Below are 18584 nucleotides of genomic sequence, written 5' to 3' on the forward strand. Positions count from 1 at the left end.
TCCGTAACGGTCAAATGTCGGATGAACAGATGGCGCAGACGGCACAGACGGCACAGACGACAGCGATGGAGCTGATCCGGGTCGCGGTCATTGCGGATTCGCCGCAGGTCCGCGCAAGCTTGCAGGCGCTTGTCGAGGACAGCCCCGCACTCGGATTCGCGGGAAGCGCAGCCGACGTAGAATTGCTCGCGGATCGCCTTGCCGGTTCAGTGCCCGATGTGATCGTCATCGACGTGGAGCCGGAGGCGAGCGACACGCTCAAGGCAGCACTTGACCTGGGGCACGCGCCGCCTGCGCTCGTCGTGTTGACCGACGACGCGGATAGCGACTGGATCGTCGCAGCCTTAGCGGGCGACGCGATGGCGATCCTGCATCGGGACGCGATGCCAGACGAAATCGTCGCGTCGATCAAGGCCGCTGCCGCGGGCCTTTGCGTACTGTCGCCGGAGATCCTCGCGAGACTGCTTGCCGAACGGAAGCCGCCGCGTCAGGCGGCCTCCGGTATCCCCTTCGAAACGCTGACCTTACGCGAGATCGAAGTACTGGCGATGCTCGCCGAAGGACTCGGCAACAAGGACATCGCGCGGCAGCTCGACATCTCGGACAACACGGTGAAATTCCACCTCTCCTCCATTTTCGGCAAGCTGGGCGCGACCAACCGCACTGAAGCAGTGATGCTCGGGATGCGTCACGGGTTCATCATGATGTAGCGTGTCGATGCAATCGTCGACTCAACGCAAACGGAATCAGTCTGCGTGGACCGTCAAACCGGTCTGATGCGTCGCACTACCCGTCGCGTGCCCCGGTGTCGAAGTTGCCTTGCGGCCGCCCAGAAGAATGCGCTCATCCACATCCTGGAGACGGGTATGCCCACAAAACGCCATCGTGGTATCCAGTTCCTTTTGAATGATCTCCAGGCATCGGGTCACGCCCTCTTCGCCCATGGCGCCCAGGCCGTATAAGAAGCTGCGACCAATGAGCGTTCCTTTGGCGCCAAGCGCGACGGCTTTCAGGACGTCCTGTCCGCTGCGAATGCCCCCATCCATCCACACTTCGATTCGCGACCCGGCCTCGCTGACAATGGCTGGAAGCGCCGAGATCGAGGACGGCGCGCCGTCAAGCTGGCGTCCGCCATGGTTGGAAACGATCAGCGCGTCGGCTCCGCTGTCCGCTGCAAGTCGCGCATCTTCGGGATCCATGATTCCCTTGAGGATCAACTTGCCGCCCCACAGCTTTTTCACCCACTCCACGTCTGCCCAGCTCAGTGCGGGATCAAACTGCTCTGCAGTCCATGAACTCAGCGACGACAGGTCGCTGACACCCTTCGCGTGACCGACGATATTCCCAAAACTGTGCCGCCTGGTTCCAAGCATGCCGAGGCACCAGCGAGGTTTGCCTGCCAGATTAATCAGGTTCGTAATCGTGGGCCTGGGCGGCGCAGACAGTCCGTTTTTAATGTCCTTGTGGCGCTGCCCAAGGATCTGCAAATCCAGCGTGAGCATCAACGCACTGCATCGTGCGGCGCGCGCCCGCTCGATCAGCCTCACGACAAAATCGCGGTCGCGCATCATATAAACCTGAAACCAGAACGGCTTCGTGGTGCTGGCGGCAATGTCTTCGATCGAGCAGATGCTCATCGTCGACAACGTGAAAGGCACCCCGAACTTCTCAGCGGCTCGCGCCGCAAGGATCTCGCCGTCAGCGTGTTGCATGCCGGTCAGTCCGGTCGGGGCGATCGCGACCGGCATCGCCACGTCCTGCCCGATCATTTGCGCACGCGTGCTGCGGTTCTCCATGTTAACCGCCACTCGCTGGCGAAGCTTGATGTGCTGGAAGTCGGCTTCGTTCGCGCGATAGGTGCTTTCGGTCCACGACCCGCTATCGGCATAGTCATAGAACATGCGGGGCACGCGCTGTTTGGCGAGGATACGCAGATCTTCGATGCAAGTGATGATTGGCATGACTTCTATCAACGCGGCAGTGAACCGCGATGTCTCCTGGTCGAGCGATGGTCGCAAGCCACTGAACCTCTGGCCGACGTCACGCTAGTCTTTGTCATTGTGGCAGCGCGTCTGGACCGCACCCGGACGCCGCAATCAGATTATGCACCGCCACCGCAAGACCAGGAAATGCAGTGGTCCACGGAACGGCTCACAGAAACACGGCAAGACACCGCTACTGCATACCAAACCACCGGTCGTAAATCCGCTGATACATACCATCTTCGCGCATCGAAAGCAGCCACACAACATGGGCCGCGAGCACGACGAGCAGAAGCGCCCAGGGTCACTCTCATACGTTCGATATCCTGTCTATGACGAATCGTTCGTTTGAATGGCGCAACGATCGATCGTTGCGTTAGAACCTGTTCCCGGAATCGAGGTGACACTGCGAACCGCGGAGCCGCGCTCCGTGGACGGAAATCTGAGTGAACATCTTCACGGTATCAAATCAGTCAAAAGCTGCGCACGCATAAGCCGGGCTTATCCAATGCGCAAGACGGGTAACGCCCAGACCGCAGTGGCGGTCGACAGCGACGCGGGCATTCGCACTGCAATAACCGCCTGTCGGGTCGATTTGTAGGACAATACATGCCGACAGGCTTCGACGCGCGCAGCGCGCTTTCGCCGGCACAACGTCGCCGAGGTCCGCAGCGAACGCCGTGATGTATCGACCCACGTCGGATACACAGCGGGCGGCTGGCGACACCCGCTGCACTGAGACAACCGGGCACCAATCGAACGGGTCAGAATGGACAGCTTGCTTATCGGACGGGCGACACTCAAACAGGTCGTTTTTGCAGGCGCCTGTGCGATGCTCGGTCTGCTCACGTTGGCGGTCGCCGCGCCGCGCGCGCAACAGACGTTACCGGCCATCATGCCGTTCATGCCGATGTGCGCGCTCACGGTATTCACCACGTCGGGAATCGCCGCCTTCCTCCTCAGCGCCCGCTTTACCGCGACGCAACAACCGATGCTCGGCGCGCTCGGCGGCGCGTACGCATTCACAGCGATTACCGTCGCTTTGCAACTGCTGATGTTCCCCGGCGTGTTCACGCGCACGGGCCTGTTCGGCGCCGGCCCTTATAGTGCGGCCTGGATGTGGGTGTTCTGGCATGCGGGATTTCCGCTGCTCGTCATTCTGGCGGCGCTGCTCCGCGACCGCTTCCCGAGCAGGCCGATCGACCTGCCTCATGGCGATTTGTGGAGATGGGCGTTGATCGGCGTTCCAGTCGCGCTGGCCGTTGCGCTAGGCGTACTCGCCATTCATGCAAATCTGGCGGAACCGTTTCATATGGCGCCTGAGACGGACGTGCTGTCAGGCAGGCGAACCGTACTCGTCATCTGCTCGCTGAACGTCGTCGCGATCGTCGTCGTGCTGTTCAAAGGGCGACTGCGGACCGTGCTCGATCTATGGGTCGCCATTGCCGTACTGACGTCCTTCGTCGACGCCAGCCTGAATCTGCTGAGCATGGTCCCGTTCACCGTCGGCTGGTACGTTGCACGGATTTTCAGCATGCTTGCTCCGGGTGTCCTTGTTTGCGTCCTGGTATGGGAAGTGACCGTGCTCTACCGCCAGTTGTCCGAGGCGCATGCGTCCCTGCTGCAATCGTCGACCCGCGACGCGCTGACACTCGTTTATAACCGCAGCTACTTTAACGATCAGTTTCCAAGGGAATTCGACCGATCGACGCGCAACGGTCAGCCGCTGTCGCTCATCATGGTCGATGTCGACAATTTCAAACATTACAACGATGCCTTTGGCCATCTTCGGGGCGATGCCTGCCTGAGCGCCATTGCCAGCGCGCTGGCAGGAACAGCGCGTCGGCCAGGAGATTTCGTCGCCCGTTACGGCGGTGAAGAATTCGCACTGGTGTTACCCGATACGGGAGCGGACGAAGCATCGGATATTGCCGAGCAGGCACGGCTCGCGGTCATGCATCTGGGTTTGCCCGCGCCGGTGCCCGCCGGTCAGATCACCATCAGCGCCGGGTGCGCGACGAGCCAGCGAAACATGCCGGCCACACCCAGCGGACTCGTTCAGGCGGCGGACGCCGCGCTCTACGACGCAAAGCGGGCGGGACGTAATCGGGTCGGGTCCGTCACGCCGGCACGATGAAGCGCGATGGCTTTGGTGCGCGAGGCTCCTTCAAAAAGCATCATTCGACGTTCCGACGGTCGAGCCGCCCATATTGCCTGTTACGAATGCCTGACACGTCTTTCAAATTCAAGCGCTGACTAGCCCGACGCTAAAGGGCGACATTCTCCGCTCCAAATTTTCTTTGCCCCGCTCGTTTACTGGTACGACGTCACGATGCGCAACCAGGCGCGCACTTTGACTCCTGTGTTCAAGTCAACCGGCCAGATCCGCCGATCATGAGAGGGTAGAGACCATGAGCAATCTCTCTCCCAGCACGTCGTGCAACCTGCCGCCGACCAGCGGGAATCCCGTGAACGTGCCACCGCCAGCACCCGGTGCCTCGAGTCAACCAGCACATGGCGAATGGACCGTGATCCTGTCGCTCGGCATCCTGCTTGCGTTTCAGTGCCTCGGGGAAGCTATTTCGCGTGTTGCCAGAGTGCCGGTTCCAGGCCCTGTTATAGGCATGGTTCTGTTTCTGTTTCTTCTATCGGCAGCACCTTCCCTGACTGAACAGGTGGAATATGTTTCGCGTGGCTTGCTGAACCATCTCTCGCTCCTCTTCGTACCGGCCGGCGTCGGCGTGATGGTGCTTGCAAACGTAATGAAAGCCCAGTTGCTGGCCATTGCTGTCGCGCTCGTCGTCAGCACCATCCTCTCGATGGCGGTTGCGGCTTTGGTAACCGCTTCATTGATGGCCCGGCTCGAAGAGAAAAAAGCCCGCGCGGAAGCGGCGAAGGTCGATACAGCGTAGGACTGCCAGTCTCAGTATGCAAACATGGAGGCTGCCATGAAAATCGGCACAACATCTGGGCTCACGGACGCTCTCATCGGCGCATCTCCGTTGCCTGCGCTCACCGCTACGCTTGGCGTGTATATCCTCGCATGCTGGATCCACAGACGATCGAAGCGAAGCCCTCTCGCCAATCCGGTCGCGATCTCGATCGCCATGCTCATAGGTCTTCTGAAACTGTCCGGTACACCGTACAGCACATATTTCGACGGAGCGCGGTTCATCCACTTTCTGTTGGGTCCGGCCATCATCGCGCTTGCTGTCCCTTTGCACAGGCAGATGCCAAAACTCCGTGGCGCCCTGGTTCCGTTGCTTGGGGGTCTTGTTGCGGGCTCGGCCACTGCCGTCGTGTCCGCCGTAGCGATCGCCATGCTACTCGGCTCTCCCGCCGTTACGGTCGCATCGATTGCGCCCAAGTCAGTCACTGCAGCCATTGCCATGTTGATCTCCGCCAGGATAGGCGGCATCCCCTCTCTGACTGCAGCCATGGTGATCGCCACCGGTATTTCGGGTGCCGTTCTCGGCACCTCTGTTTTGCGTCCTCTCAGGATCCGGCGCGACGATGCGCGCGGATTTGCGATAGGCGTCGCAGCCCATGGCATCGGTACCGCGCGCGCCTTTCAGATAAGCGAGGAGGCGGGCGCTTTCGCAGGGCTGGGTATGGCAATGAACGGCATCCTGACCGCATTTGTCTTGCCGATCTGCTTTCGCGCGTGCATGGCATGGGTATCCTCAAGATGAACCGGTTTGCCTGCCTGACTGACAGGGTTCTGACAGGCAGGTCCGGCACCCGACGCCGCCGCCTTCGCCGTTACGCCTCCACGAGCGCCAGCACCCGACACGGGCTACCCGACCCACGACGGATCTTCAACGGCGGTGTGATCAGGAGCGCGCCGGTCGCAGGCAGTCTGTCGAGATTGACAAGGCTCGCAAGGCCGAACTTGTTGCTGCCGTGCATGTTCGAATGGCAAGGAAACGGCTGTGAGAATGCGTACGCCTGCCCCGCATCGGTACCGACGCCTTCCGTGCCCCAGCCGATCACGTCGCGCTCCCTGGCGAGGAAGCCCGGCAGATCGGGGTGACCGCCGGGCGTGTGGCAGCCATCTTCTCTCATGTTGAGGAAAGCGTCCGGATCGGTACGCTGCGACCAATCCGTGCGCATAAGCACCCAGCTGCCCGCCGGAATGCGGCCATGCTCCGCTTCCCATTGCCCGACCCGTTCGATCGTCAGCAGATAGTCAGGGTTCTCGCGCGTTTCCGCCGATACGTCGATCACGCACGCGGGTGCGATCAGCTTCTGCACGTCGATGGTCTCGGTCGTGTTGTTCGGAAAATCGCGGCCTGTGATCCAGTGGACCGGCGCGTCGAAGTGCGTGCCGGTATGTTCGCCGCACGAGATGTTGTTCCAGTACCAGGCAGGGCCGCGCTCGTCGAAATTCGAAATCTCGTCGAGACGGAACGGCGCGTTCTGGCCATATTGCGGCGGTAGCGGGATGACCGGCGTGCGCTCATGGAGCGTCTGACTCAGATCGATCACGCGAACCGCGCCACTTTGCAACGCTTCTGCCAAGGCTTTGAGCATCTACTTCTCCTGTCCATCGAGTGAGTGAAGCGGCAACGGGCCGCACGCGAGTGAATCCATCATGCTGCTCGATCGAACCCGGCCGGTCAGGCTGCAAGGCGCCACTCGCCGAGCAGATCGGCGAGGCGCTTGCCGCTGTCGTCGGCCAACGCCGCCTCGCGCAATAGCCGCACGCGATCCGCCGCGCCGCCTTCGCGGCGCAATGCCGGCAACGCCGCCTCGATAGCAGTGAAGCTGCGCATGCCCAGTGCGTGGGTATCGCCGTAGCCTTTCACCAGACGTTGGCACTGAGCGACTTCGACGGCCAGCGCGTAATCGTCCCGGGCGATCTCGACGATACTCGCAAGCCAGCGGCGGCAGGCCGTCATCTCGCGTTCAAAGCGCAACGACCTGCGGCGCATGCCGCGCAGCGACGCTACCATATACAGCTGCAGAAATCCGCGCAATGACGACGTCCGCACGATGCGCCCCTCGCGCGTCATCCGCTCGATGAACATGCGGGCCCAGCCCGGCTTCATCAGCCAGCGGCCAAGTTGCGCGGGCAGCGTATCGGCGATCTCATCGACACGCGGATGCAGGTACTCATTGATGTGCAGCAACTGCCCGCTCTCGACCTTGACCTCGTCTGCCACACGCGCGAAACGGCCGCTGCGGATCTTGAGATCGGCAACGCGCACCGTGTCCTCGTATGACATCCACAGCGCCAGATAACGCGCCGTCTCGCACAGCAGTTCCCAGCGCTCCCTGCCCTTGCCATCACCAATCCTGAGGATCGGAACGAGCCGGTCGAGGTAATCCGCGCCATAGGCTACATCCTGATAGTCCGCAAGTCGTCGCACGCCGACGTGCAGGGTGGGCTGAACCGCGGCGGGAAAGTCGTTGCGAATGCGTGCATCGAGCGCGGCCAACCGGGCATCCGCTGGCAACGGCTTGATGGGCGGATCATTCGCGGCAGGCCTCGTCTCGATGGAGTCCGCCGCAGTCGCAATCGTGAAGCCGGCATCGAACGCCTTCAGGCTCGTCTCGACACCCACGCCACCGCGTTCGATGGCCGCCTCGAAATCGGCGCGCTCGAACGGCAGCGCACGAACCCCCGCCAACGCGCCGAACAGGACGGCGCTGATCACGCTGCCGGTCTGCTCCGCCATTGCCGCGAAGTCGGTCGCGACGAAGCGCTTCGCGGCGTTTCGGCAGGTCTCCAGAAACTTCTGCGAGTCGACGCGAGCGTCGCCCATCGCGGTTTTCTCCGTCATGGAGTAGACGCGATGCGTCGACGCGATCAGCGTCGTGTGGTCGGCCGACACAAGTCCGCGCTGCACGGCGCGGCCCGCCTCCATCAATTCGGAGCAAAGCACGATGTCGACGTCGCCCGCCACCGGAGCGAGCGCCAGGATCGGCTCGGGCGCATGCGGCGCGAGCTTCACCGAATGGAATTCGACGTAATAGATCGTCGCGCCGGTCCGCTGCGCGACGCCGGGCACGGACGTCGTCTGCGCCACATAGCCGGCGTGCTCTGCCAGATCGACTATCCAGTCTGCGAGCACCCCGCCGCCCTCGCCACCCATGGCGAGAATCGCGATGCTGACCGGCTTGACAAGCTCATGCGACATAGACAACCTCCCGAGCCTTGACGCGGCGCTGCAGGGCGGCAATCACGCGATCGGCGAGGCGCCTCGAAACACGCTCCCACCAGCCGGCATTGCTGACCAGCTCAGCGCGATAGAACGACGGACACAGCACCGCAGCATGGGAGACCTCGCCACACAGCCCGCACCCGACGCAGCTGTTCAGCACCGACGCGACCGGATCACGACGCAACGGATCAGGATTCTCGCGAATCGTCAGCGACGGGCAACCCGACAGGCGGATGCACGAATGATCGCCCGTGCAGGTATCGGGATCGACGCCGAAGCGCTCGCGCACGACGCGCTTGCCTTCCTTGATCCGACGTTTCATCAACGGCTTCACGCGCCTTTGCTTGTTGAGCATGCATTCGGACTGCGCGATGACGATCTTCGGGCCTTTCTCCTTCGTCGTCAGCGCTTCTCGCAGCGTGTCGCGCATCGCCGCCACGCTGTACGTGCGGGTAATCGTCTTGACCCATTTGACGCCGACGCCCCGCACCGCCGCCTCAATCGGATTTCTGGTCGAACGGATCTTGTTGTCCGCCTTCGACGACATGATGTCCTGCCCGCCCGTCGCCGCCGAGTAGCCGTTGTCGACAATGATGAGCACATTGTCGTTGCGGTTGAACACGGCATTGCCGACACCGCTCGTCAGACCGTTGTGCCAGAAACCGCCGTCGCCCATCACGCTGATCGTGCGACGCTCGGTCTCATTTGTATTGAACGCTGCCGCGCCGGCCCAGCCGAGCCCGTAGCCCATCGTCGTCGCGCCGAGATTGAACGGCGGCAGGATCGAGAACAGATGGCAGCCGATATCGCAGCTGACATGATGCGGGCCAAGCTCGCGCTCGACGAGTTTCATCGCGGTGAAAATCGGCCGCTCAGGACAGCCCGTGCAGAACGACGGCGGGCGCAGATGCACTTCCGGAGGTGGAGGAGGTGGAGGTGGTGGTGAAAGCTCTGGAGGCTCCGTAACGGACTGCTGCAATTGCCGGTTGCCCTCTCCCAATGCTGCTGCCGCTGCCGACGACACAACCGGCACCGGCACGGCGCGCCTCGTCGAGACCGTTGCGCGCACGCTGGCGGGCAGCCGGTCTTCGTGGGTCAGGTCGGGCAAATAACGGGTGAGGAATCGCAGCAGACCCTTGATGATGACATTCGGCGTGTAGTCGCCCGCGCGTGGCAGAAAATCCTTGCCGTGCACGCGTGTTTGCAGATCGGCCTGGCGCAGGATCGTGTTGAGCGACTGTTCGATGAATTCCGGCTGGCCTTCCTCGATCATCAGCACGGCGCGCTTGCCCGCGCAGAATTCGCGCACTTCCGCATCGATCGTCGGATACGCGACGTTCATCACGTACACCGGCAGATCAGTGCGGCCATAGACGTCGGCGAGACCCAGCAGGGCGAGCGCGCGCATCAGCGTGTTGTAGAGGCCGCCTTGCACGATGATGCCGACATTGTGCGCACTGTCCGTGCCGAAGAACTCATTGAGCCCGTGGCGGCGGATGAACTCGACCGCAGCCGGCCAGCGTTTCTCGACCTTCTCCTGCTCGTGCGCGAAGCTTGCGGGGGGCAGCACGATCCTGCGGATGTCGCGCACGGGATTCTCGATCGCATCTTTGAGCGTGAATGCGGGGCGCACGTTGGGCTTCGTCGTGAAGCGGCCATGCACGTGACAGGCACGGATGCGCAGTTGCAGCATCACGGGCGTGTTGCTGGCCTCCGACAGTTCGAAGCCCTTCTCCACCGCGTCAACGATCGAGGGTAGATTCGGGCGCGGATCGAGCAGCCACATCTGCGACTTCATCGCAAATGCGTGCGAGCGCTCCTGCATGATGCTCGAACCTTCTCCGTAGTCTTCGCCGACGATGACGAGCGCGCCGCCCGTCACGCCGCCCGACGCGAGGTTGGCGAGCGCGTCCGACGCCACGTTCGTGCCTACTGTTGCCTTGAACGTCACGGCGCCGCGCAGCGGATAGTTGACCGAGGCGGCCAGTGTCGCAGCAGCCGTCGCCTCGCTCGCGCTGCTTTCGAAATGCACGCCGAGTTCTTCGAGGATCTCGTTCGCATCGGACAGGACATCCATCAGGTGCGAGATCGGCGCGCCTTGATAACCCGCGACATACGACACCCCTGCCTGCAGCAGCGCCTTCGTGACAGCGAGAATGCCTTCGCCGCGAAACTCCTCGCCGGCAGGCATGCGCAGCTTCTGGACTTCCTTCCTGAATGATTTCTCAGCCATGTTTCGTCTGTTCCGATTCAGATCCGTTGCGCAAGGATGCGTCTTGCCTCGTCGATTTCCAGGCGCACCCTGTCGCCCGCCTGCGTCGCCCGTTCGAGCCGTGCGATGACGATGGGACCGGCATCCGTCGCGACGCTCGCAAGATGCACCTCGCTGCCCTCCTGCACGCCGACACGATGGTGCACGATGGTCGCCTCGGCAACCGTACCGTGCTCGACCACGCGTTCGTCCCATTCGCCGCCACCGCATGCCGGGCAGAAATAGCGCGCCGGGAACAGCGTCGTGCCGCATTGCCGGCACTGGAATACCTTGAGCGTCATTGCACACCTCGCTGGGCGCTTTCGAGCACGACGGCGTTCGCGCACATGCCGTAGCGATACTCGACCATGCCGTAACCGCTCACGACGGCGAGGCGCGCGTTGGCCACCTGCCGTTCGCCCGCATCGCCACGCAGTTGCGTGATCGCCTCGACAAGGCCGTGCATGCCGCCGGCCGCCCCCGCCTGCCCGACGGACAACTGGCCGCCCGACGTGTTGACGGGCAGCGCACGCGAGCCGATGCGCGCGATCAGCGCACGCAGGTCGCCATCGGGCGCAAAACCGAGATCAGCCAGTTGCACCAGGGTCATGACGGGGTAGTCGTCGTAGACAGACACCATGTCCATGTCATCAGGCATGGCGCCGGCTTGCTGCCACAGGTCTGCGGCAAGCGTTGCCAGCGATGTTTGCAGGCCATCGCCCGCCTGATGATCGGCGTTGTACTGGCATTTCAGCGCCCGCACGCGAACGTTTGCCGCCTTGCGTACAAGGTCGCTGCGCGCGACGATCACCGCATTCGCGCCACACACGACCGGCACGCAATCGAAGCGTCCCAGCGGCTCGGCAACGATCGGCGCGGCGAGATAGTCTTCGATCCTTAGTGGCGTCTGGTAGACAGCATTCGGGTTCAGCGCCGCCCACGCGCGTTGCGCGACGCAGAGCGCTCCGTAGTCGCGGCGCGCGAGATCGTGGCGCTTCGCGTGGCGTTGCGTGAGCATCGCGAACAGGCTGTTCGGGCCACCGTTCTTGAGCGGACGCAACCAGGTGCGCGTCGTCAGGTTGTAATGCTCGATCAGTTGCCTGAAATCGGCCGGCTCGAAACGGTCGCCAGATACGAGGGCAACGACGTTCGCGTCACCGTGCTGAATCGCGCGGATCGCGTGTTGCAGCAGGTTGATTGCGCTCGCGCCGCCATGACAGTCGTCCATGCACCAACGCGGGCTCAAGCCCAGCCGCCAGGCGAGATCGATCGCGTGATCGGGCGCCAGCGTGAACGACGCCACGCCGAGACCGTCGATGTCCCTGATGGAGAAACCCGACTGCGCGAGCGCCGCGCCAAACGCCCGCGCGAGCAGATCGCCGGTAGACTCGCGCGGCGCCTGACGCCGGTACGGCACTTCGACGCCGGCCGCGACCAGCACATGGTCGAAATCACGGGATGGCATAGTGAAGTTCCTTGTGCCCTGGGGATCAATGCAAACTGCGATGGCGAGTCTCGTGCGTGAACAGCAGCGAGATGACCGTGACCATGCCCATCGCCATCAGCAGCAACGCCACCGGCCAGGCCGCGCGATAGTGCGCGAGTAACGCCGTCGCCAGCAGCGGCGACAGGCCGCCCGCGAAAACCGATGCGATCTCGTGGCCCAAGGCCATCCCCGAGTAACGCACTTCCGTGCTGAACAGCTCGCCCATCAGGCTCGGCTGCGTGCCGATCATCGCACCGTGGCAAACGGCGTTGCCGAGCAGAAATGCCAGCCAGATCAGCACCGGCACCTTGGTGCCGATCAGCCAGAAAAACGGGAAAGCAACGACGATGAGGCCGACCGCACCCATCATGTACACGGGCTTACGGCCGATGCGGTCGGACAGGCGGCCCCACAACAGCATCGTGAAGAGCTCGACGGTCATCGACACCATCACGCCCGCGAGCATGATCTGACCGGGCACGCCGATGAATTTGCCGTACACCAGCGAAAAGGCAAGGAAGATGTACGAGCCGCCGTTTTCCGCGACACGCAGGCCCATTGCCATCAAGATTTCCTTCGGGTGCTTGCGGATGACTTCGAACACTGGCATACGCGCTTTCTTGCCCGCCGCTTCGGCCCTGGCGAATTCGGCGCTCTCGGGCAGTTTCGAGCGGATATACACGCCAATGCCGAAAATGAAGATCGACAGCAGGAACGGGATGCGCCATCCCCAGCTCATGAAAGCGTCCCTCGGCAACATCTGCACGAGGAAAAACACGGCCGCCGACAACACGAAGCCGCCGCCCACGCCGATCTGGCTCCATGACGCGTAGTAGCCGCGCTTCTCGGGCGGCGCCGATTCGCTGATCATCAATACGCCGCCACCCCATTCGCCGCCCGAGGCAATGCCTTGCAGCACGCGCAACAGCACCAGCAGCGCTGGCGCCCACAGGCCGGCTTGAGCGTAGGTCGGCAGGAGGCCGATCAGGAATGTCGCACCACCCATGATCGACAGCGTCCACACGAGGGCACCCTTGCGGCCGTAGCGATCGCCGATATGGCCGAACAGCACGCCGCCGAACGGCCGCGCGGCGAAACCGACCGCGAATCCGGCAAATGCGGCGAGCGTTCCGACCAGCGGATCGGTGCCCTTGGGAAAGAGCAGTTCACCGAACACGAGCGCGGCGGCCGTGCTGTACAGAAAGAAGTCGTACCATTCGAGCGCGTTGCCCGCTACCGATGCGATGACGATGCGCCGCAGCGACCTGTCGTCGACGGGAGCGGTCGGCGCCTCGGGCGCGTCGTCGGGACGCGTGCCAGCGGCGGAAAGCGTCTGCATACTTGCCATCTTTGTCTCCTCGCGTGCGCCTTGCGATGCACTCAAAGTTTTCAGCCAGGGCTGCCGTGCCGCGTCCCGGCGCGCATCGCTTCGATGTCTTCTGCCGCGGACGTTTCAGGGACAGCGGGTCTCATCTCACAGGCGCCTGAGCCGGTATCCCGACGTCTCCAGGTCCCACGTCGCCGCGTTGACGCCGGTTGCACGCAATTTGTATTTCTGGATCTTTCCGTTTTCCGTCCTGGGCAGATCGCGCACGATGTCGAGATAGCGAGGTACCGCGAAATACGGCATACGCGGTTCGCAATATTGGATCAGTTCGAGTGGTTCGAGCGTCTCGCCGTCGCGCAGTACGACCGACGCCATCACTTCGTCTTCCGCCAACACCGACTTCACCGCGAAAACCGCGGCCGTCTCGATTGACGGATGGCTCAGCAGCACCTGTTCGACTTCATAGGACGAGATGTTCTCGCCGCGGCGACGAATCGCGTCGTTCAGACGATCGACGAAACGGTAATAGCCATCGGCCTCGCGCAGGACGCGGTCCCCGGTGTGGAACCAGAGGTTGCGCCAAGCCTCGACGGTCTTCTCCGGCATGCCGAAGTAGCCGCTCGCGAACGCAAAGGGTTCGTCGGCGCGCAGAATCAGTTCGCCTGCCTGACCATCGGGCAGCGGCTGGTCGTGCTCGTCGACCACCCGGGCATCGAAGCCCTTCGAAAGCTTGCCCATGTAACCGGGACGTTGCGCGTCGACGCTGCCGCCGAGCGCGAAATTCGTCTCCGTCGAACCGTAGCCGTCGAGCAGCGCGATGCCACAGCGGGCCGTGAAATCCTTCTGGAAATGCCCCGGCACGCCAGGTGCAAGCGCGATGCGCACGCGATGCTCGCGCTCGTTTGCCGTCACGGGCCTGCCAAGCAGGATCGGCACCATCGCGCCGAGCACGAATGTAATCGTGGCGCGCGTGGCGACCAGCGCGTCGAAGAAGCCGCTCGCTGAGAAGCGCCTGCCGACGACGAGCTTAGCGTCACGAGTCAGTGCCTGAAAGAAGCTGTTCAGCGCGTTCGTATGAAAGAGAGGCAGACAGGTATAAAGCACGTCGCCAGCGACGACGCCCAGGTTGTTCGCCGTGTGATGGCCCCACCAGTAAAACTGTGCATGCGGGCAGACCACACCCTTCGACAACCCCGATGTTCCTGACGTGTAGAGAATCGCGAGCGGATCGCCACCGGCGAGCGCGGCAGCGGCGAGCGGCTCACCTGCGGGCGGCAGGGGGATCGTGGCGTAGGGCGGCGCCGACGTCGCGTCTGTTGCTGGCTCGTCGATCAGCCAGACGCGCTCCAGTGCCAGGTTCTGCGCGTCGAGGGCATAGATGGCGTCGACGAGTTGCGCCTCCGCCACGACGAGGCGCGCGCCGGAGTTGCGCAGGATATGTTCCAGCTGCAACCCGCGCGATGCGGTATTGATCGGCACGACCACCGCGCCTAGCCAGCCGCAGCCGAGCACGATCTCCATGAACTCCATGCGATTCGTGCACAGCAGCGCGACCCGGTCGCCGCGCCTGACACCGTGCGCTGCGAGTGCCCCGGCGCGGCGACTCGCAATGGCTACCGCATCGGAACCGCTCCACGTCGTCGTGCCATCGGAGAGCAGCGGCGCGGCGCCGTTTCGCTCCACGCGCGCGGCCAGCAAGGCCGGCAACGTGTGCTGCGCGGCAAGCTCGTGTGTCAGGCTCCCGCAATGTTCGCGAACAGTTTCCATACGGCCGATGCCCTCATGTCACGTCTCGTATGTGACCAAGAATAGGATCGGGTATTCTATTGGTCAAATTTATCAAAATGATACTGAACATAAACATGGCTGATTTCAATTTCGTCGATCTGAACCTCCTGCGGGTGTTCCAGGCGATCCTGGAAGAACGCAGCCTGACGCGCGCCGGCCAGCGCCTGGGACTTTCGCAGCCGGCGATCAGCTATGCACTGGGACGATTGCGATCGCTGTTCGACGATCCGTTATTCGTCAGAACAACTGACGGCATGCTGCCCACGCCGACGGCCGAGCAACTGGCGGTGCCGGTCGGCCGCGCCATCGCTTCGATCCGCGAAGCGTTGCGCCATGGAGAACAGTTTGATCCGCAGACGAGTTCGCGTGCGTTTCGGCTATCGATGTCGGACATAGGGGAGCAGGCGTTTCTGCCGCCCATCTGCGAGAAATTGCAGTGCGTTGCGCCACTGGTACGGCTGGAGGCCGGACAGGTTCCGGTAGCCGACGTGGAGGAGAATCTGCGGCTAGGGCAGCTGGATTTTGCGATCGGCAATCTGCCAACGCTCAAGCTGACCACGAACTATGCGGTGTTGTTTCACGAGGCCTACGTTTGCATGACGCGCAAACGGCCAGGGCTGCCGGCGCGGCAACTGTCGAGGCAGAAGTTTCTGGAGCAGTCGCACGTGGCCGTGGTGTCGAGCGAAAGCAGCCACCGGACGATCGATGATTCGCTGCGCGCCAGCGGACTGCATCGGCGCATTGCGCTGCGCGTACCGCATTTCACGGTGATTCCGCAGATTCTTCGGCGCACCGACTGGATGGTGACACTGCCGAAACGGGTGGCGAAGCTCTTTAACGAGTCAGGGCAATTCCTGATCTATCCTTTGCCGGTGCAAATTCCAGAAGTCGAAGTGACCGTGCACTGGCATGACACGTTCGACAAGGACGAGGGAAGCCGCTGGTTTCGCGAGCTGATCATCGAGACGTTGCGCGAGGATTGAAGAATGCGCAGCGCGCCGTGATGTTCGAGCGTCAGGTCGTCTCGCGCTCGACGATATGAAAACCGACGTCAGTCACTTTGTCTTTCTCGACGCCGGCCAGCCTGTCGAGCAGGCAGCGTGCAGCCGTGAGTCCGATGCGCGTGCCGTCGACGCGCACGGTCGTCAATTGCGGCGTGGTTTCGGTCGCGAATTCGAGGTCACCGAAACCGCAAATCGACAACTGCGATGGGACGCTCATCCCCAGGCGTTTCGCCGCGCCGAGCACGCCGATCGCGAGCAGATCCGAGCCGCAGAAAACCGCATCGAGATGCGGCGCCTGTTCGATCAGCGTCAGCAATGCGGCCTTGCCGGCAGCAACCGAACTCGGCGGCGACACCAGCACCTCTGCGATCTCGTGGATGCCCGCCCGCGCAAGGCGCGCGCGAAAGCCGTCCCGGCGCGCGAGCGCGCGGTCGTCATTGGCCGAAACGAGACCCGGTGCCCGCACCTTCCTGTGCAGAAAATGCTCAGCCACCGCAGCGCCGATCTCGTTGTGCGAAAAACCGACCAGCATGTCGATCGGCGTCGCCGTCATATCCCATGTTTCGACAATCGGCATGCCGACATTGCGCAGCCGTTCGCGCAACGAGTCGGCATGCGCGACGCCCGTCAGCAGCACGCCTTCCGGGCGCCGGCTTAGTACGGCGTCGAGCAGCGCCTCCTCGCTCGAATCGCTGTAGCCGCTCAGCGCGAGCAGCACCTGGTAGCCAGCGCGCGACATCGTTTCGCTGAACACCTGGATCGTTTCGGAGAACAGCGAGTGAGCGATGGTCGGCACGATCGCGGCAATCAGCCTTGAACGCGCCGACGACAATCCGCCCGCGAGGCGATTGGGCACATAGCCCAGCTTTTGCACGACCTGCCGCACCCGTTCGAGCGTTTCGGGCGCGACTGTCTCCGGGCTATTGAACACACGCGACACCGTAATCGGCGCGACCCCGGCCTGCGCGGCGACATCGGTAATGCGCAGCCCTTTCGGACCGCCACGCATGCGTTTCGCGGGCGTCGCCACCTCCGGCGCATCGGGGCTGGCGGCGGCGGTCGGCTTGTGATTCGGCATGGTTCAATGGCTGGAGATAATGTATTGCGGCTATTGTAGTCATGCTTGGCGATGTGCCGCGCGCCAACGCTTCGCTGCCACCCATGTGCCGATGTCATACCGGGGCAAATGATGTCCGTACGCGACGTGCGGACATCCCTTCATTCGGCGACGGGGGTGCCGTCCAGTTGCGGGCTCGCCGCGCTGTTGCGGCGAATGATCAGTGCGGTGATGGTCGCGAACACCAGCAGGCAGGCTGCCGGAATCAGCATCGGCGCGCGCACGCTGCCGGTCGCCTGCCTGACGGCGGGTACGAGATTCTGCGCGATGAAGCCGCCGATGTTGCCGAGCGAGTTGATCGCAGCAATCCCTGCCGCGGCGCGCACGCCGAACAGGAACTTCGGCGGCAGCGTCCAGAGACACGGAATCAGCAGGTACAGACACGGCGCGCCGAAGCACAGCGCCACGAAGCGCAGCGTGTTGGTCGGCAGAAAGACCGAACTCAGGAAGAACAGCACGCCGAGCAATGCGGAAACCAGCATCGCGGCGAGGGCGCGATTGCCGGCGCGAAGCTTCGATGGCAGCCACGCGAGCACGATCGTCGCGAGCAACCATGGAATGATGTTGAGCAAGCCGTTGGTCGTGTTGCTGACGCCGAAACCCTTCACGAGCGTCGGCAGCCAGTAGCTCACGCCATACACGGAAATCGACAGCATCATGTAGTACAACGCCATACCGATCACGCGCGGCTCGGTCAGCACACTCAGCAGCGACGAATGGCCGGAGACGTTCTTCTGCATGGAAGCGCGGTCCGTTTCGAGCGCGTTCGTCAGCCACGCTTTCTCGCCGTCGGACAGGAAGCGGGCTTCGCGCGGCGATGCCGGTAACAGAAACAGGACGACGAAGGTCAACAGGATCGACGGCAAGCCCGTGACGATGAACACCAGTTGCCATCCCTGCAGCCCGGCGAATCCGCTCTTGTCGAGCAGGTAGCCGCAAATCGGTGCGCCGACCATGTTGCCGAGGCTGCTGCCCACGGTGAAATAGCCGAGCATGCGCACGCGATGCCGCGCCGGGAACCACAGCGTCAGGTAATAGATCACGCCCGGATACAGCCCTGCCTCGGATGCGCCGAGCAGAAAGCGCAACGCGTAGAACATCGGCGCGTTCGTCGGCGAGGAGCACGGTAACGACGCCCCAGGTCAGCATGATGCGCGCCATCCAGCGCGGCGCGCCGTACTTGTGCAACAGCACGTTGCTCGGCACTTCGAACAACAGATAGCCGATGAAGAACAACGATGCGCCTAGCCCATACGCGACCTCAGAGAGTCCGAGGCTGCCCAGCATCTGCAGCTTCGCAAAGCTGATGTTGGATCGGTCGATATACGCGACCAGATACAGCAGGCCTAGCAACGGCATCAGCCTCAGCGCGAGGCGGTTGATGAGACGCGATTCGTCGATCGTTGGCATCACGGTGTTCAAGGTGTCTCCTCGGTCTGCATCCTGAATGCAAGCGTCGTGT

The 18584-nt window shown here is 62.9% G+C and carries 14 protein-coding genes and 1 pseudogene; 5 read left to right on the forward strand and 10 right to left on the reverse strand.

From position 1 onward, the window contains the following. The first annotated feature begins 29 nt into the window (after positions 1-29). Positions 30-710, forward strand: coding sequence for a response regulator transcription factor (locus B0G77_RS24820; protein WP_243751198.1), 681 nt, complete (start codon positions 30-32; stop codon positions 708-710). A gap of 36 nt (positions 711-746) precedes the next feature. Here B0G77_RS24820 and B0G77_RS24825 read toward each other — a convergent pair whose 3' ends face one another. Beyond that, the gene (locus B0G77_RS24825; protein ID WP_133664701.1) at positions 747-1961 is read right to left on the reverse strand and encodes an alpha-hydroxy acid oxidase; all 1215 of its coding nucleotides are present in this window, start codon (positions 1959-1961) and stop codon (positions 747-749) included. A 790-nt stretch (positions 1962-2751) separates the two neighbouring features. On the opposite strand from B0G77_RS24825, the gene B0G77_RS24830 reads away from it, so the two are divergent. The 3 genes from B0G77_RS24830 to B0G77_RS24840 all read left to right on the forward strand — a co-directional run bounded on the left by B0G77_RS24830 (position 2752) and on the right by B0G77_RS24840 (position 5674). Next, positions 2752-4119: a sensor domain-containing diguanylate cyclase gene (locus tag B0G77_RS24830; RefSeq protein ID WP_133664702.1), complete on the forward strand. Its 1368-nt coding sequence runs from the start codon at positions 2752-2754 to the stop codon at positions 4117-4119. A gap of 391 nt (positions 4120-4510) precedes the next feature. Next, positions 4511-4894 carry a CidA/LrgA family protein gene (locus B0G77_RS24835; protein ID WP_208116492.1) on the forward strand — a complete coding sequence of 128 codons (384 nt, stop codon included), beginning with the start codon at positions 4511-4513 and terminating at the stop codon, positions 4892-4894. A 36-nt stretch (positions 4895-4930) separates the two neighbouring features. Further along, on the forward strand, positions 4931-5674 hold the full coding sequence (locus tag B0G77_RS24840) for an LrgB family protein (protein ID WP_133664704.1): 744 nt from the start codon (positions 4931-4933) through the stop codon (positions 5672-5674). Between the two features lie 70 nt (positions 5675-5744). Here B0G77_RS24840 and B0G77_RS24845 read toward each other — a convergent pair whose 3' ends face one another. The 7 genes from B0G77_RS24845 to B0G77_RS24875 all read right to left on the reverse strand — a co-directional run bounded on the left by B0G77_RS24845 (position 5745) and on the right by B0G77_RS24875 (position 14980). Continuing rightward, positions 5745-6515 carry a cyclase family protein gene (locus B0G77_RS24845; RefSeq protein ID WP_133664705.1) on the reverse strand — a complete coding sequence of 257 codons (771 nt, stop codon included), beginning with the start codon at positions 6513-6515 and terminating at the stop codon, positions 5745-5747. Positions 6516-6601: 86 nt separating this feature from the next. Further along, a complete protein-coding gene (locus B0G77_RS24850; protein ID WP_133664706.1) occupies positions 6602-8125 on the reverse strand; it encodes an indolepyruvate oxidoreductase subunit beta family protein in 1524 nt (507 codons plus the stop codon). Beyond that, on the reverse strand, positions 8115-10382 hold the full coding sequence (locus tag B0G77_RS24855) for an indolepyruvate ferredoxin oxidoreductase subunit alpha (RefSeq protein ID WP_133664707.1): 2268 nt from the start codon (positions 10380-10382) through the stop codon (positions 8115-8117). Before B0G77_RS24855 ends, B0G77_RS24850 begins: the two co-directional genes overlap by 11 nt. 17 nt (positions 10383-10399) lie before the next feature. Then, positions 10400-10702, reverse strand: coding sequence for a zinc ribbon domain-containing protein (locus B0G77_RS24860; protein ID WP_133664708.1), 303 nt, complete (start codon positions 10700-10702; stop codon positions 10400-10402). Next, entirely contained in the window at positions 10699-11865 is a 1167-nt protein-coding gene (locus tag B0G77_RS24865; protein WP_133664709.1) for a thiolase family protein, read from the reverse strand. Before B0G77_RS24865 ends, B0G77_RS24860 begins: the two co-directional genes overlap by 4 nt. 25 nt (positions 11866-11890) lie before the next feature. Next, the gene (locus B0G77_RS24870; protein ID WP_133664710.1) at positions 11891-13234 is read right to left on the reverse strand and encodes an MFS transporter; all 1344 of its coding nucleotides are present in this window, start codon (positions 13232-13234) and stop codon (positions 11891-11893) included. 126 nt (positions 13235-13360) lie between these two features. After that, on the reverse strand, positions 13361-14980 hold the full coding sequence (locus B0G77_RS24875) for an ATP-dependent acyl-CoA ligase (protein ID WP_133664711.1): 1620 nt from the start codon (positions 14978-14980) through the stop codon (positions 13361-13363). A gap of 95 nt (positions 14981-15075) precedes the next feature. On the opposite strand from B0G77_RS24875, the gene B0G77_RS24880 reads away from it, so the two are divergent. Then, a complete protein-coding gene (locus tag B0G77_RS24880; RefSeq protein WP_133664712.1) occupies positions 15076-15984 on the forward strand; it encodes a LysR family transcriptional regulator in 909 nt (302 codons plus the stop codon). A 31-nt stretch (positions 15985-16015) separates the two neighbouring features. Here B0G77_RS24880 and B0G77_RS24885 read toward each other — a convergent pair whose 3' ends face one another. Together B0G77_RS24885 and B0G77_RS24890 are read right to left on the reverse strand one after the other, a co-directional pair. Beyond that, positions 16016-17083: a LacI family DNA-binding transcriptional regulator gene (locus tag B0G77_RS24885; RefSeq protein ID WP_133664713.1), complete on the reverse strand. Its 1068-nt coding sequence runs from the start codon at positions 17081-17083 to the stop codon at positions 16016-16018. A 140-nt stretch (positions 17084-17223) separates the two neighbouring features. Continuing rightward, a pseudogene (locus tag B0G77_RS24890) lies at positions 17224-18544 on the reverse strand (MFS transporter). Positions 18545-18584 lie beyond the last annotated feature (40 nt).

It is taken from the genome of Paraburkholderia sp. BL10I2N1 (genome assembly GCF_004361815.1).
GTDB lineage: Bacteria > Pseudomonadota > Gammaproteobacteria > Burkholderiales > Burkholderiaceae > Paraburkholderia.